The sequence below is a fragment of the Aliiroseovarius sp. YM-037 genome (assembly GCF_048060095.1).
In the GTDB taxonomy this organism is placed as follows: Bacteria; Pseudomonadota; Alphaproteobacteria; order Rhodobacterales; family Rhodobacteraceae; genus JBLUOA01.
Genome location: NZ_JBLUOA010000001.1, coordinates 578,525 through 602,130, shown reverse-complemented (window position 1 = coordinate 602,130; position 23,606 = coordinate 578,525). Strand labels below are relative to the sequence as shown.

The 23,606-nt window shown below is 58.6% G+C and carries 21 protein-coding genes; 15 read left to right on the top strand and 6 right to left on the bottom strand.

From position 1 onward, the window contains the following. Positions 1–106: 106 nt before the first annotated feature. The 9 genes from ACEWPJ_RS02845 to ACEWPJ_RS02805 all read left to right on the top strand — a co-directional run bounded on the left by ACEWPJ_RS02845 (position 107) and on the right by ACEWPJ_RS02805 (position 9,142). A complete protein-coding gene (locus ACEWPJ_RS02845; protein ID WP_416510739.1) occupies positions 107–1,522 on the top strand; it encodes a type II and III secretion system protein family protein in 1,416 nt (471 codons plus the stop codon). Between the two features lie 4 nt (positions 1,523–1,526). After that, positions 1,527–2,186: an OmpA family protein gene (locus ACEWPJ_RS02840; protein WP_416510738.1), complete on the top strand. Its 660-nt coding sequence runs from the start codon at positions 1,527–1,529 to the stop codon at positions 2,184–2,186. 305 nt (positions 2,187–2,491) lie between these two features. Next, on the top strand, positions 2,492–3,742 hold the full coding sequence (locus ACEWPJ_RS02835) for an AAA family ATPase (RefSeq protein WP_416512991.1): 1,251 nt from the start codon (positions 2,492–2,494) through the stop codon (positions 3,740–3,742). Positions 3,743–3,761: 19 nt separating this feature from the next. Continuing rightward, on the top strand, positions 3,762–5,189 hold the full coding sequence (locus tag ACEWPJ_RS02830) for a CpaF family protein (protein ID WP_416510737.1): 1,428 nt from the start codon (positions 3,762–3,764) through the stop codon (positions 5,187–5,189). Positions 5,190–5,195: 6 nt separating this feature from the next. Next, entirely contained in the window at positions 5,196–6,164 is a 969-nt protein-coding gene (locus ACEWPJ_RS02825) for a type II secretion system F family protein (protein WP_416510736.1), read from the top strand. Between the two features lie 12 nt (positions 6,165–6,176). Further along, entirely contained in the window at positions 6,177–7,157 is a 981-nt protein-coding gene (locus ACEWPJ_RS02820) for a type II secretion system F family protein (RefSeq protein WP_416510735.1), read from the top strand. Between the two features lie 50 nt (positions 7,158–7,207). Beyond that, positions 7,208–7,750 (top strand): tetratricopeptide repeat protein, encoded by a 543-nt coding sequence (locus tag ACEWPJ_RS02815; protein WP_416512990.1) that lies wholly within the window; start codon positions 7,208–7,210, stop codon positions 7,748–7,750. Positions 7,751–7,778: 28 nt separating this feature from the next. Beyond that, positions 7,779–8,639 (top strand): tetratricopeptide repeat protein, encoded by an 861-nt coding sequence (locus tag ACEWPJ_RS02810; protein WP_416510734.1) that lies wholly within the window; start codon positions 7,779–7,781, stop codon positions 8,637–8,639. Positions 8,640–8,647: 8 nt separating this feature from the next. Then, the gene (locus tag ACEWPJ_RS02805) at positions 8,648–9,142 is read left to right on the top strand and encodes an A24 family peptidase (protein WP_416510733.1); all 495 of its coding nucleotides are present in this window, start codon (positions 8,648–8,650) and stop codon (positions 9,140–9,142) included. 14 nt (positions 9,143–9,156) lie between these two features. Here ACEWPJ_RS02805 and ACEWPJ_RS02800 read toward each other — a convergent pair whose 3' ends face one another. Then, a complete protein-coding gene (locus ACEWPJ_RS02800; protein WP_416510731.1) occupies positions 9,157–10,779 on the bottom strand; it encodes a hypothetical protein in 1,623 nt (540 codons plus the stop codon). A 144-nt stretch (positions 10,780–10,923) separates the two neighbouring features. On the opposite strand from ACEWPJ_RS02800, the gene ACEWPJ_RS02795 reads away from it, so the two are divergent. The 4 genes from ACEWPJ_RS02795 (at position 10,924) to pdeM (ending at position 16,220) form a co-directional block, all read left to right on the top strand. Then, positions 10,924–12,234: an ATPase gene (locus ACEWPJ_RS02795; RefSeq protein WP_416510729.1), complete on the top strand. Its 1,311-nt coding sequence runs from the start codon at positions 10,924–10,926 to the stop codon at positions 12,232–12,234. Continuing rightward, positions 12,234–13,049 carry an NAD(P)-dependent oxidoreductase gene (locus ACEWPJ_RS02790; RefSeq protein WP_416510728.1) on the top strand — a complete coding sequence of 272 codons (816 nt, stop codon included), beginning with the start codon at positions 12,234–12,236 and terminating at the stop codon, positions 13,047–13,049. The genes ACEWPJ_RS02795 and ACEWPJ_RS02790 overlap by 1 nt, the downstream gene beginning before the upstream one ends. 63 nt (positions 13,050–13,112) lie before the next feature. Further along, entirely contained in the window at positions 13,113–15,518 is a 2,406-nt protein-coding gene (locus ACEWPJ_RS02785) for a ligase-associated DNA damage response DEXH box helicase (RefSeq protein WP_416510726.1), read from the top strand. Positions 15,519–15,557: 39 nt separating this feature from the next. Then, positions 15,558–16,220 carry a ligase-associated DNA damage response endonuclease PdeM gene (gene pdeM, locus ACEWPJ_RS02780; protein ID WP_416510724.1) on the top strand — a complete coding sequence of 221 codons (663 nt, stop codon included), beginning with the start codon at positions 15,558–15,560 and terminating at the stop codon, positions 16,218–16,220. A 5-nt stretch (positions 16,221–16,225) separates the two neighbouring features. Here pdeM and ACEWPJ_RS02775 read toward each other — a convergent pair whose 3' ends face one another. After that, positions 16,226–16,954, bottom strand: coding sequence for a LytTR family DNA-binding domain-containing protein (locus tag ACEWPJ_RS02775; RefSeq protein ID WP_416510723.1), 729 nt, complete (start codon positions 16,952–16,954; stop codon positions 16,226–16,228). 127 nt (positions 16,955–17,081) lie between these two features. On the opposite strand from ACEWPJ_RS02775, the gene ACEWPJ_RS02770 reads away from it, so the two are divergent. Beyond that, on the top strand, positions 17,082–17,519 hold the full coding sequence (locus ACEWPJ_RS02770) for a PaaI family thioesterase (protein WP_416512989.1): 438 nt from the start codon (positions 17,082–17,084) through the stop codon (positions 17,517–17,519). A 74-nt stretch (positions 17,520–17,593) separates the two neighbouring features. Continuing rightward, a complete protein-coding gene (locus tag ACEWPJ_RS02765; protein WP_416510722.1) occupies positions 17,594–18,397 on the top strand; it encodes a crotonase/enoyl-CoA hydratase family protein in 804 nt (267 codons plus the stop codon). Positions 18,398–18,400: 3 nt separating this feature from the next. Here the strand turns inward: ACEWPJ_RS02765 and folD are convergent, their stop codons facing one another. The 4 genes from folD to ftsH form a co-directional block, all read right to left on the bottom strand. Further along, positions 18,401–19,294 carry a bifunctional methylenetetrahydrofolate dehydrogenase/methenyltetrahydrofolate cyclohydrolase FolD gene (gene folD / locus ACEWPJ_RS02760; RefSeq protein ID WP_416510721.1) on the bottom strand — a complete coding sequence of 298 codons (894 nt, stop codon included), beginning with the start codon at positions 19,292–19,294 and terminating at the stop codon, positions 18,401–18,403. Continuing rightward, positions 19,295–19,615 (bottom strand): chorismate mutase, encoded by a 321-nt coding sequence (locus ACEWPJ_RS02755; RefSeq protein WP_416510719.1) that lies wholly within the window; start codon positions 19,613–19,615, stop codon positions 19,295–19,297. A 65-nt stretch (positions 19,616–19,680) separates the two neighbouring features. After that, positions 19,681–21,357 carry a formate--tetrahydrofolate ligase gene (locus tag ACEWPJ_RS02750; RefSeq protein WP_416510718.1) on the bottom strand — a complete coding sequence of 559 codons (1,677 nt, stop codon included), beginning with the start codon at positions 21,355–21,357 and terminating at the stop codon, positions 19,681–19,683. A gap of 209 nt (positions 21,358–21,566) precedes the next feature. Beyond that, positions 21,567–23,483, bottom strand: a complete 1,917-nt coding sequence (gene ftsH / locus ACEWPJ_RS02745; protein WP_416510717.1) for an ATP-dependent zinc metalloprotease FtsH — start codon at positions 23,481–23,483, stop codon at positions 21,567–21,569. Positions 23,484–23,606: the final 123 nt, after the last annotated feature.

The window sequence follows — 23,606 nt, the reverse complement described above, 5'->3', positions numbered from 1 at the left end:
CCGCCAAATGTTTGATTATTGCAATAAAACCGGTTTGCGTGCATGGTTTCGGCAAAATGGGCGTTGAGAGACCCATACGCAGTAGTGATCGGAGAGGCAGGGTCACATGAAACACATGAGACTGATTAAGGCAGCCCTTATTGGGTGCGCTATTACACTTACTTCTGTTTCGGGGATAAGTGCCGAAACGCTTCGGGTTATGACGGGGGCACCATCAAGCTCTCTGAATGTTCCGATGAACCGCGCGGTGGTCGTTGAAAGCGACACACCCTTTGCGGAGCTTTCAATCGCCAACCCTGGCATCGCGGATATTTCGACCCTGTCGGACCGCACTATATATGTATTGGGTAAGGCACCGGGCCGCACCACGCTGACCCTTCTGGGTGGCGATGGTCGCCTGATTACGAATGTCGATGTTCGAGTGACCCCCGATGTTTCCGAGTTCAAAGAACGCCTGCAACAGATTATTCCGGGCGAGCCAATCGAAGTTCGCACCGCGAATGACGGTATCGTTCTATCCGGCACCGTTTCCAGCATCGCGCGCCTTGATCGCGCCCTTGATCTGGCCGAACGGTATGCGCCGGGCGCGGTTTCCAACCTGATGACGGTTGGCGGCACCCAGCAGGTCATGCTGAAAGTCCGCTTTGCCGAGGTTCAGCGTTCCGTGAGCAAACGCCTAAACGGTGGTCTGACGATCGGCACGGCAGGATCGGACGGTCGTATCGTAACGGGCGGCGGTTCTGGTGGACTGGTGAGCGCAGGTGGCGTTCTGGGCACTGCCCTGTCGCTTGACGGTGAAGCCTCCGGCGGCATCGGCGCTACCTTCGATATCGGCGCTGTTGAATTCGGCGTCCTTCTTGAAGCGCTTGAATCCCGAGGGCTGGTTCGCACCCTTGCTGAACCGAACCTCACCGCACTTTCCGGTCAGCAGGCCACATTCCTTGCGGGCGGCGAGTATCCTGTGCCAATCGCACAGGAAAACGACACGGTGACGGTAGAGTTCAAACCCTTCGGTGTAGAGCTTAACTTCACGCCCCGTGTTGTTGACGGCAAGCAGATCAACCTGTCTATCAACGCCGCGGTTAGCAGCCTTGACCCGGCAAACGGCATTCAGTTTGCAAACGGCTTCTCAATCGACGCCTTCCGCCGTCGCGAAACTTCGACAACCGTCGAAATGCGCGATGGAGAGAGCTTTGCGATTGCCGGCCTTCTGCTGGACGACTTCCGTGACCTCAACGGTCAGGTTCCGTGGCTTGGTGACATTCCGATCCTGGGTGCGCTGTTCCGCAGTGCCGACTATGAGCGGGAACAGTCCGAGCTTGTGATCATCGTCACCGCCCATCTTGTCAGCCCGACACGTGGTGAGGCTCTGGCCCTGCCGACCGACCGGGTCCGTCCGCCGACCGAGGCTGATCTGTTCCTGCGGGGCCGGGTTACTGCTGAAGGCAGACCAACCACCGGTGGCGCTGGCGAAGTGGCGCGGCAGGACTTCTCCGGTTCCTACGGCTATGTGATGGAGTAAGACGATGCAAAAAACGATCAAATCCATTCTGGCCATCGCGGGCGTCGCAACCCTAGCAGGTTGCGCCCCCGGCACCTTCGGCCAATTCTACCGCGAATCCGGCAGCGTCATTGACCGCGGCAACTTCGGCAACGCGTCGATGAACAACATGATGATCCAGACGGGTCAGCGTGGTTATGCCATCGAACTTGGCAACCGGTTCGCGAACGAAGTGCCGACCATGGTTAACTTTGCCTTCGACAGCACGGTTCTTGACGCATCGGCACGGGCGACACTTGATCGCCAAGCCGCTTGGATCCGGCAATTCCCGGAAATCCAGTTCCGCGTCTTTGGTCACACCGACCTTGTCGGCAGCAATGCCTACAACCGGAACCTTGGCCTGCGTCGTGCACAAACCGTTGTGCGCTATCTGGTAAGCCGTGGTGTAAGCGGCAGTCGTCTGCAAGCGGTCAGTTCGCTTGGCGAAACGCAGCCGCTGATCCCGACCCAGAACCGCGAACGCCGCAACCGGCGCACGGTGACGGAGGTTTCAGGCTTCGTTCAAAACCACCCGATGGTCCTGAACGGCAAATACGCCCAGGTGATCTTCCGCGAATACGTTGATAGCGCCACTGAGTTTACTTCAGTTGCAGACACGACAGGCGGCGAGTTTGCCTCGCAGTAAAGTCGGATAACAAAGCATTCGAACGGGCGCGGATCAGGTCAAATGACCCCCGCGCCCGCTCTTTTTTGGTCCACAAATTTCACGAAACAGTCCGGGCAATATGTGGTGATCGTCTCAAAAGGACGAATAATTACGTTTTTTTAGCCCTAATGTTGCCAAGATTGGCCGTCATTTACCTTTTAAGGGATCAGTGCGCGCCAAATAGATTCGCGCATCGGTGACTTCGGAAGGATGCAGATCGCATTTCTAAGGTCTTGTATTCGCAACATATCCGAACGATCCGCCAGCAGATAGACGTGAGGGAAATGACGATGAGTGCAATGTTACAGCCAGAGCCGGCCCCAATCGTGGCATGCACGATTTCACGGGACGTGCAGAATTTCGATTTGCTTATTGAAGACATGGAAGCCGAACTTGGCGAAAGCTGGGGCGACCTCAGCTTTGACGACGCGGTTCAGTTCCTTGATCAGCCTGATGCAGAACAGCTTGAATTCGTGGCAATCGCGCTTGATGACACGGATGAGGAAAACCTCGTCGAAATCGGCAAGCTGATCAAGTCCGCGAAGGAAAAGGGCATCAAGGTTGTCCTGATCGCCGAAGAGGTCAGCCCGATCGCGCTGCACCAGCTTCTGCGGATGGGTGCTGATGATTTCGTCCCCTACCCGCTGCCCGAGGGCGAATTGCACGACGCAATCGAACGCCTGCGCGCGCCGGAGCCTGAACCGGCAGCAGCCGCAGTCCCGGAAGAGTTGAAAACGACGCTGAAGGCAACCGGCGACCGGAACGGCGTCGTTCTGCCTGTGCACGGCCTTGCTGGTGGCACCGGCGCGACCACCTTCGCCGCGAACCTCGCCTGGGAACTTGCGAACATTGAAAAGGAAGACGGGCCGCGTGTTTGCCTGCTCGACTTCGACCTTCAGTTCGGCACGACGTCGACCTACCTTGACCTACCGCGCCGCGAAACTGTTTACGAATTGCTATCAGACACCGCGTCGATGGACAGCGACAGCTTCATGCAGGCGCTGCTGACGTTTAACGAAAAGCTGCACGTCCTGACGGCCCCGTCCGAAATCCTGCCACTCGATCTGATCGGGCCGGAAGACATCGAACGGATCGTCGAAATTGCGCGCACAAACTTCGACTATGTCGTGATCGACATGCCGTCGACGTTGGTTTCGTGGACCGAAACCGTCCTCAGCGAAGCGCATGTTTACTTCGCAACGCTCGAACTGGATATGCGGTCCGCTCAAAACACGCTCCGCATGATCCGCGCGCTGAAGTCCGAAGAGCTACCGTCGGAAAAGCTGCGCTTTGTTCTGAACCGCGCACCGAAATTCACCGACCTGTCGGGCAAAAGCCGGGTCAAGCGTCTGGCCGAAAGCCTCGACATCGATATTGAAGTGCAGCTGCCCGATGGCGGCAAACCGGTTGTTCAAGCTGGCGACCACGGACTGCCATTGTCCGAAACCGTCGCGAAGAACCCGCTGCGCAAGGAAATCCACAAGCTCGCTGTTTCTGTTCACGAGGTGAACAAGGCCGCTGAGGCTGGAAGCTAAGGGAAGAGGGGGCAAGCTCATGTTTTCACGTTACAAAAAAGGTGACAAACCTGCCGACGCTGCGTCCGCCGCGACGAACGTCACCAAGATGCCGACCGCAAAACCGTCGGCAGAGGCCAAAGTCGCCCGCAAGGCGGCCGCCGCCCCTGCCCCGGTCAACAAGGAAAAGAAACGCAAAGAGCGTTTGGGCGAGATCAAGGTCCAGCTTCACAAGGAACTGCTGGACAACCTGAACCTCGGCGCGCTCGAAACCGCTTCGGAAAGCGACCTGCGGGCAGAGATCGTCTCTATCGCGTCCGAAGCACTGGAAGACATGGGTATCGTTCTGAACCGTGAAGAGCGGACGATGCTGAACCAAGAGCTGTTTGACGAAGTAACCGGCCTCGGCCCGCTTGAGCCGCTTTTGAAAGACGACACGGTCAACGATATTCTGGTCAACGGCCCCCAGCAGATCTTCATCGAACGCGATGGTAAGCTGGAGCTGAGCGATATTACCTTTAAAGATGAAAAGCACCTGCTGCGGATCATCGACAAGATCGTTTCGGCCGTGGGTCGTCGGGTTGATGAATCAAACCCCTATGTTGACGCCCGCCTTGCGGATGGGTCGCGTTTCAACGCGATGGTGCCGCCGGTTGCGGTGGATGGATCGCTGGTTTCCATTCGTAAGTTCAAGAAGGAAAAGCTCGCCATTGATGACCTGGTCACGTTTGGCGCGTTCACCGAAGAAATGGCCGCGTATCTACAGGCCGCTGTTGCCTGTCGTCTGAACGTCATTGTATCGGGCGGGACGGGTTCTGGTAAAACGACGACGCTGAACGCGCTGTCGAGCTTTATTGATGACTCTGAACGCATCCTGACGATCGAGGATACGGCCGAACTTCAACTGCAACAGACCCATGTGGGCCGAATGGAAAGCCGCCCGGCGAACGTCGAAGGCAAGGGCGCTGTCAGCCAGCGTGACTGTCTGCGCAACGCCCTGCGTATGCGTCCTGACCGCATCATCGTGGGTGAGACGCGTGGCGAGGAAGTCATCGACATGCTTCAAGCCATGAACACGGGCCACGACGGGTCAATGACGACGATCCACGCGAACTCTGCCCGTGATGGTGTTTCGCGCCTTGAAAACATGATCGCGATGGCCGGTATCGAAATGCCGATCAAAGCGGTGCGCAGCCAGATCGCTTCGGCTGTGAACCTGATCGTGCAGGCCAGCCGCCTGCAAGACGGCTCTCGCCGGATGGTATCGATCACCGAAGTGACGGGCATGGAAGGCGAAGTGATTTCGATGCAAGAGGTCTTCCGCTACCAGCGCGTCGGCCTGACGCCGGACAACAAGATTCTGGGCCACTTCACCGCGACGGGTGTGCGCAGCCACTATTCTGAACGGTTCCGGATGTGGGGGTATGACCTGCCATCATCCATCTTTGAACCCATCGCGGCGGAGTAACCCGTTATGTCCATTAACCCGGAACTTATCGTCTATGGTCTGATCTTCGTCGGGGTTCTGCTTCTCGTCGAAGGGATTTACCTGACCGTTTTCGGCAAGTCGATCAGCCTGAACAGCAAGGTCAACCGCCGGCTGGAGATGCTGGAAAAAGGCGGCGCGCGCGAACAGGTGCTCGAACAACTCCGTAAGGAGATGTCGCAGCATATGAAATCGCGGTCCATTCCGCTGTATTCGCTGCTGGCCGAGAAGGCGCAAAAGGCAAACATCGCGTTTAATCCCACACAACTCATCATGATTATGGGCGTGCTGGCGACGGTTGCGTTTTTCTGCCTGACGATGGGAACGGGCGCATCACTGCCGATCCGGCTTGGGCTGTCGATCGTGATGGGCGTTAGCGCGGTTTATATCTGGATCAACAACAAGGCGAAGAAACGCCTTTCGATGATTGAAGAGCAGTTGCCAGACGCCGTCGAACTGATGGTTCGATCACTGCGCGTCGGGCACCCGTTTTCGTCGGCACTTGCGATTGTGGCTAAGGAAATTCCCGATCCGCTTGCGTCTGAAATGGGCGTGATCTCTGACGAGTCCGCCTATGGCCGCGACGTCGGTGAGGCGCTGAAAGATATGGCCGAACGCATGGACATCCAAGACATGCGGTTCCTCGCCGTTGCGGTGACGATCCAGCAAACCTCGGGTGGTAACTTGGCCGAAATCCTCGACGGGCTCGCCAAGGTGATCCGGTCGCGGTTCAAGCTGTTCCGCCGGGTGCGTGCCATCACCGCCGAGGCGAAATGGTCCGGTATGTTCCTATCGATCTTCCCGCTGGTTGCGCTGGTCGGGATCAACGTGATCCAGCCGGATTACTACGACGAGGTGAAGGAAACGACGGTCTTTATCCCGGCCTGCCTGGTCGTGGCGGCGTTCCTGACGGCCAACGTCTTCGTGATGAAGTCGCTCGTGAACATCAAGGTGTAAGGGGGACACCTCATGGAATTCATCAACTCACTCAACACGATGTTGACCGACAATTTCGGTGAACTCGGCCCGCTGCTTGCCGTGGGCATCCTCGGGCTGTTCCTCGTTCTTCTCACCCTGCCGGTGCTGATGAACAAGAAGGAAGATCCGCTCGACAAGCTGCGTAAGGCCAATATGGCCGCCAAGTCAAAGCCATCCGAACAACGGCTGCGTCAGGGCACGAAAAATGACAAGCTTGAGAAGTATTCGAACTTCCTAGAACCGCAGGACGAAGAGGAGTATTCCGCCGCGCGTCTGAAGCTGCTTCAGGCTGGTTATCGTTCGAAACAGGCGGTCCGCACCTATCACTTCCTGCAATTCGCGCTAGGGCTTGGGATGCTCGGCCTCGGCGCCCTGCTTGCATTCATTCAAAGCGTGAACGGCGATCCGTCGGCGACAACCATTATTCTGACCATCATGATGCCCGGCATCGTCGGCTACATGCTGCCAAAATACTGGGTGAACCGCCGCCTTCAATCCCGGCAGGAAGAGATCACGAACGGCTTCCCGGACTCTCTCGACATGATGTTGGTTTGTGTTGAAGCGGGTCAATCGATGGACCAATCGATCATCCGCGTCGCGGGCGAGATCAAGGCAGGCTTCCCTGCCCTTGCCGAAGAATACGAAATCGTCGCGCATGAGATGAAAGCCGGTAAGGACAAAACTCAGGTTCTGCGCGATATGTCAGAACGCGCCGGCGTTCAGGACGTATCAAGCTTTGTCACAGTTCTGATCCAATCGGCCACGTTTGGTACGTCAATCGCCGAAGCGTTGCGTGTTTACGCCGGTGAGATGCGTGATAAGCGCGTCATGCGGGCAGAAGAAAAAGCAAACACCTTGCCGACGAAGATGACACTTGCAACAATGGCCCTGACCGTGCCGCCGCTTCTGATCATTCTGGTCGGCCCATCGGTCTACGGTATTGCGCAAACACTCTCTTCGATCGGACAGTAAAACCCGTTCGAACGACGTTCGGGGGCTAAGGTATCAGACACTTCATCGCTATCGTCTTGGCTTCAAGCGTGTTGGCCGCCTGTAATTCGGGCGGCCTTGGCGCGCGTGACGGTGACGTGTTCGCGCCGACCGGCCGATATGACCTTTCCGACTCCGTCGACGGCCTGCTCGTCGGGCATCGGCTGATGGCCGCTGGTGAATATGAACTGGCGCTTCGCGCTTATCTTAGGGCGGCGGGCGAAAGGGGGCTGACGGTTGATACCCTCAGCGCGATTGGATCGGCCAATCTGCGCCTTGGGCGACTCGGCCAGGCCGAAGAAAACCTGCGCGACGCGATCAAGAAAGATGGCGAATTTCCGCCCGCTTGGAACAATCTGGGCGTCGTTCTGATGGAACGGGGCGAAACCGGCGAAGCAGAACAGGTGTTTCGGCGTGCTTTTGCGCTTGATAGTGGCGAAAGTGACTCTATCCGCGACAACTTGCGCTTGGCTATCGCCAAAAACGAAAATCCGGAATATTATGAACCCAATAACAATAAATTCGAATTGGTGCGCAGGGGCAGCAGCGAATTCCTTCTCCTCTCGACACCATAAGAGAACCGAGCAGTAAAAGGACGCAAAAATGCGCCACCCTATCATTGTATCTCTGTGCCTTACGGGCGCAGTTGCTTTGTCCGCCTGCGATAAATCGGGCGAGGCAGAAGTTGAACGTGCAATTCAGGACGTGAACGCCATCGACGAAAGCAACATGAGTGATATCATGTTGACTGTCAGCGACCCGAACGAGGCTGTGGCCTATTTCCGGCGGACGGCTGCACAGAACCCTGATCGCATCGACATCAAACGCGGGCTGGCCCAATCGCTGGTGCGTGCCCGTCAACCGCAAGAGGCTGCGACCGTCTGGCGAGAGGTCATCGCCCATCCCGAGGCAACCGACGACGACCGAGTTGAACTGGCCGACGCGCTGATCCGCGACAACCAGTGGGATGAGGCCGACAAAGTGCTCGATGCCGTTCCGCCGACGTTTGAAACCTTCAAGCGCTATCGCCTTGAAGCGATGATCGCCGACAGCAACGAAGAGTGGGAGAAATCCGACAGCTTCTATGAAACCGCCGTTGGCCTGACCACCCGCCCCGGCGGCGTGCTGAACAACTGGGGCTATTCGATGCTGACCCGCGGCAACTATGCCGAGGCGGAACGTTTGTTCCTCCGCGCCATCACCTTCGACCGAGAGCTTTTCACCGCGAAAAATAACCTCGTCCTCGCGCGGGGCGCGCAGGGCAACTACGACATGCCGGTGATCGAAATGACGCAGATTGAGCGGGCGCAACTATTGCACACCATCGCGCTTGCGGCGATCAAGCGGGGCGATGTGACGACCGGGCGCGGTTTGCTGAAAGAAGCGATCGACACGCATCCGCAGCACTTTGAGGCGGCGACACGCTCTCTCCGGGCGCTCGAAGATAACGTGACGAACGGGTAAGCGGTCAGATGGATATTTCTGAGACGACCGCGCTTTGGTTTCTTCCTGTCGCGGCCCCGATTGCGATCTGGGCCGCGTTCAGCGATCTGAAAACGATGAAAATCCCGAACAACGCGGTTATCGCGCTGGTTCTTGCCTTTGCGGTGGTCGGCCTGTTCGCCCTGCCCCTGGCGGATTATGCATGGCGCTATGTGCACCTGATCGTCGTGTTGGGTATCGGGATCGCGCTGAACATGGCCGGTGCCATTGGCGCGGGCGACGCAAAATTCGCCGCCGCAATGGCGCCATTCATCGCGCTTGGCGATATCATGGTATTCCTGATTGTCTTCGCGGTTGTCCTGATTGCAGCCTTCGTGACGCACCGGGTTTTCTCCCAGATTCCGCAGGTCAGGCTGGCAACGCAGGATTGGGAAAGCTGGGGCAATAAGGACTTCCCGATGGGCCTCGCCCTTGGTGGCGCGTTGATTGCCTATCTTGTGCTTGGCGCGATGGGCGGCATTTAGGCCGCCCCGCCCGATCAGCCTTTTTCAAGTAGAATGTAAAGTGGTGTGCGCCGAACCTCGGTCAGCGTGACATCGGGTGCGTCTTCGATCAGCTTCAGGATTTTTGAACGCACCTCAATCGACACCGGGCATAGCGGGACCAGTACATAATCCGCACTTCTGAACCCCGGCAGCCCGCCATAAAACCACGGTGCACCGTTTTCGAGCGGCTGAAGGTCGCCAAACAGCCAGTGGCTTGAGAATAGATCGGCGGCAAAGATACGCGCACCGTCGGCGTGGCCATGCTCTTCCAGATCCGTGACAATGGCGGTGAACCACGCGGTCAGCCCCAGTTGCAATTCGCAGCGTGGCAGCGTTTCGCCTAGAAGCGTTCCGATTTCATCCCGCTCAGCCAGTTCGACGTAGGCTTCCAGCCCGCCGCCCGGTTCATCCAGCGCGATTTTCCCATCCGCGCGATAGGCCCGCACCGATTTCGTATAAAGATCCGCGTGCACACCGCCGCGCGGCAACATCGGCGCGTAGCTTTCCGCGTCTGCGGCCAGATGCCGGAACGGGCTATAAGCGAGGTTGAGGAAGGACGGCGCCGAAAACGCGAGCGTCACCGCGCCCAGAATTCCAAGCACGGACCGCATATCCCAGCCAAAATTGTTCAGCACGCCAACCTCAGGTCGGAAGGCGAGAACCAGAACGGCAAGCAGCAACAGCCACTGCGGATCGTTGCCGAAATTCTGATAGGTCACGTAGAAAAACGCAGGGGTCAGCAGCAGCAATACGATGCCGCCAACATCCTCCCCCGCTTGCCGCAGCGCAATCACGCTACCAATCGCCACGAGCGATCCGCCAAGATATAGTGGCGCACCGATCACGGCCCCGAACGGGCGTCCCGGATTCGGCCGGACATCCGAAAGTGCGACGCGCAAAAGATCGATGAAATAGGCCCGCCAGAACTCAACGCCCGCAAAGACAGTGATAATCGCGACGGCGATCAACCCGACCGCAGCGGCAATCAACAGCGTCTTGAATTGCTTTCGCAACATCAAAGCCAGCAAGATCGGAATGGCAAACGCGGCGAAATAGGTGACTTTGATCATCGCGAGCGCAGCCAGCGACCCGCCCAGCAGCACACCATCGACCAGCGGCGATTTCCGATGGATTGGCGGCAACAGTGCAATGGCAATCGCGATGAAGGCCAGCGCCCAAGCCCAACGGTTATAGTGCATCGAGACTGAGACAGAAGAATTCGCCTCTCCATGCACAAGGGCGAGGGTCAGGATCAGGATCACCGCACCGAAGAAATAGGCCAGCCACGGCCCTAACCGGCTCGTGCCGATCCACCACGCGGCGGGAAGAAGCGCTGCGGCGATCAGCACTTGCGAATAGATGATCGCATGCCCGATCCCGACCCCCTGATTGACAAAAAACACGATAGGCGCCGTGGCCAACGCGCCGATCGGGGTCATGAAATCAAGGTGTGGCCATTCGCCGGATGCCATGCGGAAGACGATCTGCATCAAATGCAATGTGTCCCCTTCGTGCTTGGCGATATAAAGCCCGTCTTTGGCGATCAGCGCGCCGCCCAAAATCAGCAACAATACCACCAAGAATCCGAACAATGTCGCTGGATTTGGTCTGCTCATATCCTGTCCCCAGTACTTTTTTGCAACGTTATCGCCGTAAGATTAACGATGTAAAAGCCTTTCGCGGTTTTTGTTGTCGAATTCAGCCCCCACAGGTAGAATCGCCACAAAACATACAAGAATTGCTGAAGTTAGAGGGTGTCCATGAATATGCACGCATCGTCCGTCGCCGCGCCGCCAGCGCCGCGCACCATCGCAGAGATGCAGCTTCCCATCGTGATGATGCGCGACATCCTGTTGAAAACGATTTTCCGCCAGAATGTTGAACAGGTCACGCCGATTGCGCGGGCGATTTGCCTGCCGGTTCCGGTGACGCAAGAACTGATCGATCTGGCCCGCGAACAAAAGCTGCTTCAGGCGACCGGCACACTTCACGCCGGGGCTGGTAACGAGATGGGGTATCAACTGACCGATCACGGCAAGGCCCGCGCGCTCGACGCGCTCAGCCAGTCGGAATATTACGGTGCGATGCCGGTTCCGCTGACGGTTTATTCGGAACAGGTTAAGCGGCAGTCGATCCGCAATATCCAGATCACCCGCGAACAATTGACCGGCGCGATGGGACATCTGATCCTGCCGGATGAATTGCTGGACCACCTGGGGCCGGCGGTCAGCTCCGGCCGTTCGATCCTGATGTATGGTCCGCCGGGGAACGGTAAGTCGTCGATCTCCAACGGGATCAGGGACGCGCTTGGCGACAAGATCTACGTTCCCCGCGCGATTGAATATTCCGGGCAGGTCATCACAGTTTATGACCCCATTGTGCACTCCAAAGCCGAAGAGCAGGTCGACGATCCGAATTCGCTGCGCCGCACTTCGGGCCGCTACGACACCCGGTATGTCCGCTGCGAACGTCCGACCGTGATTACCGGTGGTGAGCTTTCGCTGTCGATGCTCGACCTTGTTTATAACCCGACGGCGCGGACCTATCAGGCACCGCTGCAACTAAAATCAACCGGCGGCGTCTTTATCGTGGACGACCTTGGCCGTCAGGAAGAACCACCGCAGGCGCTGATCAACCGCTGGATTGTTCCGCTTGAGGAAAGCAAAGACATCCTCGCCTTGCAATCTGGTGAAAAATTCACCGTGCCGTTCGATACGCTGGTGATCTTTTCGACCAACTTCCACCCGAACGACATCTTCGACAAAGCGGCCCTGCGGCGGATCTTCTTCAAGATCAAGATTGACGGCCCGAACCAAGAGGATTTCCTGAAAATCTTCGCAATGGTCGCGCGGAAGAAGAAAATGCCACTGGACGAAGCTACGCTCGTCTATCTGATGAAGAAGAAATATCCGCTGATCGAAAACGTCTATGCGAACTATCAGCCGATCTTCCTGATTGATCAGATGATTTCGATTTGTGAATTTGAGGGCATCCCCTATCAGATGTCGCCGGACCTGGTTGATCGGGCATGGGCCAATATGTTCGTCAAGGAAGAGACGATCGTTCACTGATGCTGCGCGGGATTGGACTGGCCGGGTGCGGACGCATGGGTCATCCGATGCTGATCGCACTGCGCGAAGCCGGGTTTGACGCACGTGGTTTCGATGTGCGCCCGGCGGCGGAGTATGACGCGACCGCCGATCTGATCTCGAACGATCCCGAGGATTTTGCCAACGGCTTGAAGATTCTGATCTCGGTCGTGCGCGACATCGACGAGACCGAGGAGGTTTTGTTCAACACCCAAGGCTTCATCGAACGCGCACCCGATCTGCGGTGGATCATTCTGTCCTCAACCCTTTCGCCCCGCTACACCCGCGCGTTGCGAGAGCGTGTTCCACACCACATTCGCCTGATCGACGCGCCGATGTCCGGTGCCCAGATCGCCGCGCAACAGAAACGTCTTTCGTTCATGCTCGGTGGGTCGATCGGGGATTTGGATCATTTGCACCCCCTTTTCACTGCGATGGGGCAGCATTTTCACCGGATGGGGCCGTTTGGATCAGGAATGTCCGCCAAGGTGTTGAATAATCTTCTGGCCGCGTCGTCGACCGCGATGACGCGTCTGGTGCTCGACTGGGCGGATCAGGCGGGGTTGGATGAGGCGCAGCTTCTTGATCTGATCCATACGTCGTCAGGTCAAAACTGGCTTGCAAGTGGCTTTAGTGAAATCGAATTCGCTCGGGACGGCCACGCGCCGGACAACACCATCGGCATACTCGTGAAAGACGTCGAAAGCGCACTTGATGACGCGCCCGAGGGCGCGGACACGACCTTGCCAACCGCCGTCAGGGATATGATGCGCGGGCTGTCACCCCGCGACCGCTAGGTTACGAACGCCGCCCAACCTTCTGTATTTGCTTCATTGCGATCTGCCACTAACCTGTGCGGCATGTCCTCCTTACCGACCATATTCCAAGATTGGTTCGCAAAACGCGGCTGGGCCATCCATCCGCACCAGAAAGACATGCTCGACCGTGCGGATGCGCCGGCAGTTCTGCTGATTGCCCCAACAGGGGGCGGTAAGACACTTGCAGGTTTCCTACCAACTTTGGTCGATCTTAGCGAGAATGCCCATGAAGGCTTGCATACTCTCTACATTTCACCGCTAAAGGCGCTTGCGGCGGATATCCGGCGCAATCTGTCGACTCCGGTCGCGGAAATGAACTTGCCGATCCGGATTGAGGACCGCACCGGCGACACGCCGCAATCCCGCCGGAAACGTCAGCGGGCCGATCCGCCGCATATCCTGCTCACGACACCCGAAAGCCTCGCGCTTCTATTATCCTACGAGGATGCGCCCCGCATGTTCGCCGGGCTGAAGCGCGTTGTCGTCGACGAAATCCACGCGCTGTCTGAGTCGAAACGCGGCGATCAACTGATGCTCGCCCTGTCGCGGCTGCAAGCCTTGCGCCCCGACATGCGGCGCGTCGGCCTTTCCGCCACGGTCGAAGACCCGGCCGCGATTGCCAAACTGCTGGCCCACCATCCTGATCCTTGCGAAATCCTGCATGCTGACCCCGGTCCCGATCCTGACATTCAGATGCTCGAAACGGATGAAGCACCGCCATGGACAGGCGGCGGCGGCAAATACGCAATCGGCGCGGTTCTTCAGCAGGTGAAGGCGCATAAAACCACGCTGATCTTCCACAACACCCGCGCGCAGGCAGAGTTGTTTTTCCACGCGCTTTGGCTGGAAAACACCGACGATCTGCCGATCGGCATCCATCACGGCTCCCTCTCGCGCGAGGCGCGGGAACGGGTGGAGGCGGCAATGGTTCGCGGCGATCTTCGCGCGATTGTCTGCACCGGCAGCCTTGATCTGGGCATTGACTGGGGGGACGTTGATCTGGTCATTCAGGTCGGCGCGCCCAAGAACGTCAAACGGCTGGTGCAGCGGATCGGACGGGCGAACCACCGCTATAATGCACCGTCAAAGGCGTTGCTTGTTCCCGCCAACCGGTTCGAAGTCGTCGAATGCGTCGCAGCCCTGCAAGCGGCCAAGGAACATGACCTTGACGGCGACCCGCGCGGCCCCGGCCCTCGTGACGTCTTGTGCCAGCACATCCTGATCCGCGCCGCCGCAGGCCCGTTCGACGCGGATGAGCTTTACGCAGAGGTCACAACGGCCGGCGCATATTCCGCGCTGCCCCGAGATCAGTTCGACGCCTGCCTCGATTTCTGCGCGACCGGGGGCTATGCCCTGCAAGCCTATGAGCGTTGGCAGCGGCTGTTGCAGCGGCCCGACGGGTTGTGGCAACTGCGCGATCCGCGCGCGACGCAGCGGATCAGGATGAATATCGGCACGATTCAGGATTACGACAAACTGAACGTCCGCATGAAAGGCAGTCGTGGCGGACGGCCGTTGGGAGAGATCGAGGAGAGCTTTGCCGCCACCCTCACCCCCGGCGACACGTTCCTGATCGGCGGCCAGATCGTGCGCTATGAATCGCTGCGTGAAATGACGGTTGAGGTCAGCAAACGCGGCGGACCGCGACCAAAAATCGCGACATTCATGGGAACGAAATTTGCCACCTCAACGCAACTGTCCGAGCGCATCATGGCGATGCTTCAGAAGGACAGCTGGTCGGAACTGCCAACCCACACCGCCGAATGGCTGACCCTTCAACGCGAAGTGTCAAAGCTACCGGAACCTGCGCGCCTACTGGTCGAAACCTTCCATCTTGAACAGCGCGATTATCTTTGCGTCTACGGTTTTGCCGGACGGAACGCGCAACAAACGCTCGGCCTGCTGCTGACCCAACGGATGGAGGCGCTGGACCTCAATCCGCTCGGCTTCGTGTCCACCGACTATGCCACGTTGATCTGGGGGCTGGAGCCTGTGACGGACCCGACGCCGCTGCTGTCCCCGGAGGATTTGCGCGAGGGGTTGGAACGATGGCTCGCCGGGAACGCGGTGATGAAGCGCACGTTCAAGGGGGCCGCCACGATTGCGGGGCTGATCGAACGCAACGCCCCCAACGCGCGAAAATCCGGGCGGCAGGCGACGTTTTCCAGCGATATTCTTTACGACACGTTACGAAAATACGACCCCGACCACCTGATGCTGCAAATCACGCGCGAAGAGGCGTTGAAAGGCTTGGTGGATTTCGGACGGATCGAAGAAATGCTGACACGGACGCAAGGGCGGATCGATCACATCAAACCCGGTCGCCTGACCCCGCTTGCCGCGCCAATGTTGCTTGAGGTGGGCAAAGTTCCGGTCAAAGGCGCTGCGCAGGAACGGCTGCTTGCCGAAGACGCCGCACTATTGATGAAGGAAGCGGGCCTCGAATAACCGCTTGCAAGATGCGCGAAAATGCGGTTGGAACGAAGCATGAACGGCCTTGATTTCACCCTGCGCGGCGCCAAGCTGACCGCCCTGCCCTCTGGCGCACTGTGGTGGTCGGATGAGCGGTTGCTGTGCGTATCTGATTTGCATTTGGGCAAATCAGACCGAATGGCGCGACGGGGTGGCGCGCTTTTGCCGCCTTATGAAGTGCAAGATACGCTGGCCAAACTTGACGCCGCCATCGCCGCGACCCGCCCAACGACCGTCGTTTGCCTTGGCGATACGTTTGACGATCTGGCTGCGGCGGACAGCCTGCGCGAAGATGATCGGATGTGGATTTCGCGCCTCGCCGCCGGGCGGCGCTGGATCTGGATCGAAGGCAACCACGACCCCGGACCGATCCAGTTCGGCGGCGAACATCTGCAAACCCTATCCGTCGGGCCACTTCAGTTTCGTCATATCGCTGCGAAGGGCGCGACGGCTGAGGTTTCGGGGCACTACCACCCAAAGGCGGCGCTTCCCCGGCGCGGCGTGACACGGCCTTGTTTCCTGATCGACGATGCACGGCTGATCCTGCCCGCGTTTGGGACTTATACGGGCGGGCTGAAAACCTCTACCAACGCGTTATGCGATTTGATGGCGCCGAATGCGCGGGCGATCTTGCTGGCGACGCCGCCGGTCGAAGTCCCGATGCCACGCGCGACCTGAAGCTGTCAGAGCAGCCCTGCCTCTTCGACATTCGGGCGGTATTTGCGGCTGACCGGAACTTCTGTCCCGTCGGTCAGGCTCAAAAACACCCGACCGTTTCGCCGCAAAACTCCGGTAATTGCCGCTCGCGTCACCCAATGCGACCGGTGTACGCAGAAGCCATCGACGGTATCCGCCTCCTGCGTCGCGTCGCGAAACCGCATCAGGAGAGAGTGCATCCCAGCCGTGGTATACACATCGACGTAGTGATCCCGCACCGTCATTCGGATCAAATCGCCCCGCTTATCCGCTGGCAAACGCGACATGATGCGGGGCACCTCGACCTGTGACTCCTCAACCTTTGCCGTCGACAGCAGCGCGTGTGCTATCCAGTGCCCGACGAGCGATCCGAAAACGGTAATCAGGACGAGCTCCGGCACCAAAAACCGCGCCTCTGACCCGGCGTAAAAGATAGGCGGCAGGACGATTGAGAACGGCAAGAACAACAGACCCGCCATTACGCTGGCGAATGCCGCGTGATCCCGATACCGGATATCCGCGAAGAGTTTTGACACCACGATCCGCGCCAGCCAGACCAGCCCCACGGCGATTCCGATAAGCAACATCCAGAACACAAACCGCATTAGCGGATCGAAACGCTGATAGGTGCCAAAGGGGCCGGAAAGAGCTGCGACAACCGAAAGAAACGCCCAGATCGTCAGATAAACCTTTGACGAATTCGATGAATGAAACATTGGCTTAGTCACGGCGACACAACACCATTTACGAAATTACACAAAACTTGCCTAGCGCCCCGGCGTCAAAATCTCAAGGGATTCAATATGCTTGGCCTCAATCAACAATCAAGGCAAGATGACGGGTATGGAGCTTGAGCCACAGTCGCAGGCCTACGAACGCCGCACCCGCGAAAATTTCACTGCGCAAGGTTTAATGCGCACTTTCAAGGCGATGCTTGATGACGTGTCGCCGGGGCGCTGCGTGATTTCAGCACCGATTGAACCCGGCTTCAGCCAGCAACACGGGTTCGCCCATGCCGGTTTGACCTTCGCGTTGGGCGACAGCGCTGCGGGCTTTGCAGCCTTCACGCTGATGCCCGAAGACCGCGAAGTTTTGACGGCTGAGATCAAGATCAACCTCATCGCACCTGCCAAAGGACAGCGGTTGGAGGCCGTTGGACAAGTTCTGAAACCCGGCAATCGGCTGATCACGGTTGAATCGAACATCTTCGCGATTGACGGGTCCGACCGAACGCATGTTGCAGTGATGCTCGGCACGATGGTCGCGACCCGCCCCCGCTGATTGCCGTGACGGCAGACTTGGCAGATCGGCAGGCGAGGCGCAGAGTGGTCCCGCCATCAATGGATGAGGTCAAGATGTCAGAGCGTGTAGATATTTCCCGGTCGGGGCCAGTCGCCACCGTCACCCTGACTCGCCCAGACAAGCGGAATGCGCTAGACCTTTCGATGATCAAAGGGATCGTTGCCGCGGGTGAGGGCCTGCAGGAGGATAAAACGCTCCGCGCGGTGATCCTCCAGGGTGACGGCCCGGCGTTTTCGGCGGGACTCGACACCGGGGCGTTTCAAACGATCATCGCTGAGGCCGCGAAGTCCGGCGGGGTGACGGCGCGAACGCACGGCACCGCCAATATCTTTCAGCAGGCAGCGATGGTCTGGTCCGATTTGCCGGTCCCGGTCATCGCGGCGGTTCACGGTTTTGCCTTCGGTGGCGCGTTTCAAATCATGCTTGGCGCTGACATCCGCATCGCGACGCCCGATTGCCGCTTTGCGATCATGGAGGGCAAGTGGGGCCTGATCCCCGACATGGGTGGTATGGTCCTGATGCCACGCCTTGCCCGCAGTGACGTGATTCGCCGCCTGACCTACACGGCAGAGGAGTTCGGGGCGCATCAAGCGCTTGAATGGGGGTTCGTGACGGAGTTGGACGATGATCCGCAGGCCCGCGCGGCGAAGCTTGCCGAGCAGATCGCCGCCCGCAGCCCCGAAACCGTCCGTGCCGCGAAGGCGCTAATCTCTGAGACGGAGCGTATGCCCGATCCCGCCGAAATCCTGATGCGGGAGTCGGTGGTGCAGGAAACACTCATCGGCTCCCCCAATCAGATCGAAGCGGTCATCGCCGGGTTGGAAAAGCGCCAGCCAACCTTCAAAGACCCGAAATAGGCGTTAGGCGGTCAGGCCTTCCGGCTCTGTCAGGCCATTCGCGCGGCACGCAGCGGTCAAGGTGTTCGCCAGCAGGCACGCGATGGTCATCGGCCCGACACCACCCGGCACGGGCGTGATCGCCCCGGCGACAGCGGCGCAGCTTTCATAATCGACGTCGCCGACCAGCCGGGTCTTGCCGTCATCTTTCGGAATCCGGTTGATGCCCACGTCGATCACCGTCGCGCCCGGTTTGATCCAATCGCCCGGCACCATTTGCGGGCGACCCACGGCGGCCACGACGATATCGGCGCGGCGCACAACGTCGGGCAGATCTTTCGTCCGGCTATGCGCAATCGTCACGGTGCAGCTATCGCCCAGCAGCAACTGCGCCATCGGTTTGCCGACAATATTGCTGCGCCCAATCACAACCGCATCTTTGCCGGACAGGCTGCCGTGGTGATCACGCAGCATCATCAGGCAACCAAGCGGGGTGCAGGGCACCATGCTTTTCTGCCCCGTCCCCAGCAGGCCAACATTGGAGATATGGAACCCGTCCACATCCTTCGCGGGATCAATGCTGTTGATGACAAGGTCTTCGTTCAGATGCTTCGGCAATGGCAACTGCACTAGAATGCCATGGATCGATGGATCGTTGTTTAGATCATCGATCAGCTTCAGCAGGTCCGCTTCGGATGTGTCGGAGTCAAGCTTGTGCTCCACTGATTTCATCCCAACCTCGACCGTCTGTTTGCCTTTGGAGCGGACATAAACCTCGCTCGCCGGGTCTTCGCCGACCAGCACGACCGCCAAACCCGGAGTGATACCGTTTTCCTCTTTCAGCCGGGTCACGTGATGCGCGACCTTCTCGCGCACCGTGGCGGCAAAGGCCTTGCCGTCGATAATCGTTGCAGACATTCAGCTCTCCTCAAGTCGGTCGGGCGCGGATGGCCCTAGTGTTTCTTCCTCGCGGGCGATGGACCAGTCGATCAGGACGCGCCACAAACGCTCTGCCAATGCGGGATCAAGGCCGGTGTCAGCCGCCGCATCGCAGACATTGGCGACGACCGCCTCGACTCGCGTATCAATCCGGGCGGGTAACCCTTCGCCGGGTTTAAGCGCCGCCGCGCGGTCGATGTAGCGGGCCCGCTCCGCCAGTAGTCCAACCAAGCGCCGGTCGAGCGTATCGATCTCGGCCCGCAACTCCGCCATCGTTTTGCAATCTGTGGGGGTGCGCATCGGTGATCCTCGTCATTTTGACAATTTTCCCCGACATAGCGCACCACCCACAGGATTTGAATGCGTCAGAACAACCCCTCGATCTGACCTTCGTCGTTCAGCATGATCGCCTCAGCCGAGGGCACGCGCGGCAAGCCCGGCATGGTCATGATTTCCCCGCAGATCACGACGATAAAGCCTGCACCGGCGGACAGACGAACCTCACGCACAGGAAGAGAGTGACCGGTCGGCGCGCCACGCAGATTCGGATCGGTCGAGAAGCTGTATTGAGTCTTCGCCATACAGACCGGCAGATCGCCATAGCCCGCGGCCTCCCAATCCTTCAGCTGATTGCGGATTTTCTGGTCGGCCAAAACCTCGTCCGCGCGGTAGATGCGTTTGGCAATGGTTTCGATCTTGGCGAACAGGCCCATATCGTCGGGGTAGATCGGTGCGAAGTTGGCCATGTCGGCATCCGCAATCTCGGCCACGCGCTTGGCGAGCTCTTCTGAGCCTTTTGACCCAAACTCCCAATGCTGGCTCAGGATCGCTTCTGAGCCTTGTGCCGCGACGTATTCTTTCACAGCCTCAATCTCTGCATCCGTGTCGGTCACGAAGTGGTTGATCGCGACAACAACCGGCACACCGAAGCTTTTGACGTTTTCGATGTGGCGGCCAAGGTTTGCGCAGCCCGCTTTGACCGCGTCGACGTTTTCGTCCCCCAGATCGGCCTTTGCAACGCCGCCGTTCATCTTCATCGCCCGCACCGTCGCGACCAGCACGACGACGCTGGGGGCAAGACCCGCTTTACGGCATTTGATGTTCATGAACTTTTCCGCCCCGAGATCGGCGCCAAAGCCAGCCTCGGTCACGACATAGTCCGCAATCTTCAGCGCGGTTGTGGTAGCGATGACCGAATTACAGCCATGCGCGATATTGGCGAACGGGCCGCCATGGACGAATGCCGGGTTGTTTTCCAGCGTCTGAACAAGGTTCGGCTGCATCGCGTCTTTCAGCAACACGGTCATCGCGCCGTCGGCCTTGATGTCGCGGGCGTAGACCGGGCTTCGGTCGCGGCGGTAGGCCACGATGATGTCGCCCAGACGCTTTTGCAGGTCTTCAAGGCTGGTGGCGAGGCACAGGATCGCCATAACCTCGGACGCGACGGTGATGTCAAAACCAGCCTCGCGCGGGAAGCCGTTTGGGATGCCCCCAAGGCTCGCCGTGATTTGGCGCAGGGCGCGGTCATTCATATCCATCACCCGGCGCCAGACGACCCGGCGGGTGTCGATCTCAAGCTCATTACCCCAGTAGATGTGGTTGTCGATCATCGCCGCCAGCAGGTTGTGAGCGCTGGTAATCGCGTGGAAGTCACCGGTGAAGTGCAGGTTCATCTCTTCCATCGGAACGACTTGCGCATAGCCGCCCCCGGCGGCCCCGCCCTTCATCCCGAAACACGGGCCAAGCGATGCTTCGCGGATGCAAACTGCGGCCTTCTTGCCGATCCGGTTCAGACCGTCACCCAGACCAACCGTCGTTGTCGTCTTACCTTCGCCAGCCGGCGTCGGGTTGATCGCGGTCACGAGGATCAGGCGACCGTTTTCGTTCTTCTGAACGCCGTTGATGAACTCCTGGCTGACTTTGGCCTTGTCGTGCCCATAGGGCAGCAGGTGGTCGGACCCGATGCCAAGCTTTTCCCCAATCTCTTGGATGGGACGCTTCTTCGCCTCCCGCGCAATCTCGATGTCACTTTTGTAAGACATGGGGCCCCTCCTGAGGTTCATTTGATGCGGCAGATCGCCTTGCTTGGCACAATGCATATCGGGATGCGCCGTTCAACATCAGCGTATTTCCGACATATCCACTCTCGGAACCGTCGCAGAGGCCATAAGAGCAGTGGTTGGAGGACGCTACCCCAAAGAAAAAAGCACCGCGCGAGGGCGGTGCTTTTCAGTTTTCATATGCGCTGGCGTTAGCCTGTTGGCTCCGGCTCAAGCCCACCGTCGGATTTCGGACGCGGCTTGGTCTTCGGAATTGCCGTGACAGACGGGGCGCTGCCCTCATCCGATGTGTCATCCTCATCCGGGTCTTTATTCGGCGGATCACCTTGAATGACGCGCTTGATTTCATCGCCGGTTAGGGTTTCGTATTCCAGCAAACCTTGGGCCAGACGTTCAAACTCCTCATGCTTTTCGTCGAGGATTTTCTTGGCCGTTGCATAGCCTTCGTCGATCAGGCGTTTGACTTCGCTTTCGACCAATTCCTTCGTGTGGGCAGAAACCGAGAAGCCCCCGGCGCCGTTGCCCATGTAGCCCTCATGCGCCTGTTGGTAGTCGATATTGCCGACCTTTTCAGACATGCCCCAACGCAGAACCATCGCGCGGGCAAGGCTCGACGCTTGCTGAATATCCCCGGCGGGGCCGTTTGACACCTCATCCGGGCCGTATTTGATAATCTCGGCCGCTTTCCCGGCCATCGTCATCGCAAGCTTTTGTTCGCATTCCGATTTATGCCAGTTCAGACGGTCAATCTCAGGCAGGCTCACCACCATACCCAGCGCACCACCGCGCGGGATAATCGTCGCCTTATAGACGGGGTCGCATTTCGGCAGGGACAACCCGACAATCGCATGGCCAGCCTCGTGATAGGCGGTCTTTTCCTTTTGCTCAGGCGTCAGGACCATCGAACGACGCTCCGCCCCCATCATCACTTTGTCCTTTGCGTTCTCGAAGTCTTCCATCACGACAAAGCGACGCCCGACACGGGCGGCCATCAGCGCCGCCTCGTTCACGAGGTTCGCAAGGTCCGCACCGGAAAAACCGGGCGTCCCGCGGGCGATAATCCGAAGGTCCACATCCGGGCCAAGCGGAGTCTTCCGCGCATGAACGCCGAGGATTTTTTCGCGGCCCTTGATATCCGGGTTCGGCACGGTGACCTGACGGTCAAACCGACCAGGACGCAGCAGCGCCGGGTCAAGCACGTCACGGCGGTTCGTCGCGGCGAGGATGATGACACCCTCGTTCGATTCAAACCCGTCCATTTCGACCAAAAGTTGGTTCAGCGTCTGTTCGCGTTCGTCGTTACCGCCGCCATAGCCTGCGCCACGATGGCGGCCAACTGCGTCAATCTCGTCAATAAACACGATACATGGCGCGTTTTTCTTCGCCTGCTCGAACATGTCGCGCACACGGGATGCGCCGACACCAACGAACATTTCAACAAAGTCAGAGCCTGAGATGGTGAAGAACGGCACGCCCGCCTCACCCGCAATCGCACGGGCCAGCAGCGTCTTACCGGTGCCCGGAGGGCCTACCAGCAGCGCGCCTTTCGGGATTTTACCGCCCAAGCGGCTGAATTTCTGCGGATCACGGAGGAATTCGACGATCTCCTCCAGCTCTTCCTTCGCCTCGTCGATCCCGGCAACGTCGTCAAAAGTTACACGGCCCGACCGTTCGGTCAGCAGCTTGGCTTTCGATTTGCCAAAACCCATTGCGCCACCTTTGCCGCCACCTTGCATCCGGTTCATGAAGTAAATCCAGACGCCGATCAGCAGAAGGAACGGCAGGAACGTCAGCAGGACCGAAGTGAAGCCCGATTGCTCTTGCTGTTCAGCCTCAACATCGATGCCTTTTTCGATCAAACGGTTCACGAGGTCCGGGTCTTCCGGCTTGATCGTCATATAGTTGCGCCCGTCTGCGCCACGGAACAGCACACGTTCACCGTCCAGCGTCACTTTCGACACCGACCCGTCATCGACCTGTTCGATGAAGTCCGAATACGGCATCGTCTGGTTTTGCAGCGCGGCATTGCCGCCGCTGAACAGATTGAACAAGGCCAGGATCAGTAAGAACAGAACGACCCAAAAAGCGATATTTCGCGCGTTGCCCACAGCGGGATCTCCTCAGATTTCGAATGGCCGGGTGAATGATCACAAAGGCGCACCTGTCTTAAATAGAGATACGAGGGCCAACCTTCAATGCGTTAAACGGTCTGTGGCAAAAACGGCGGCGAT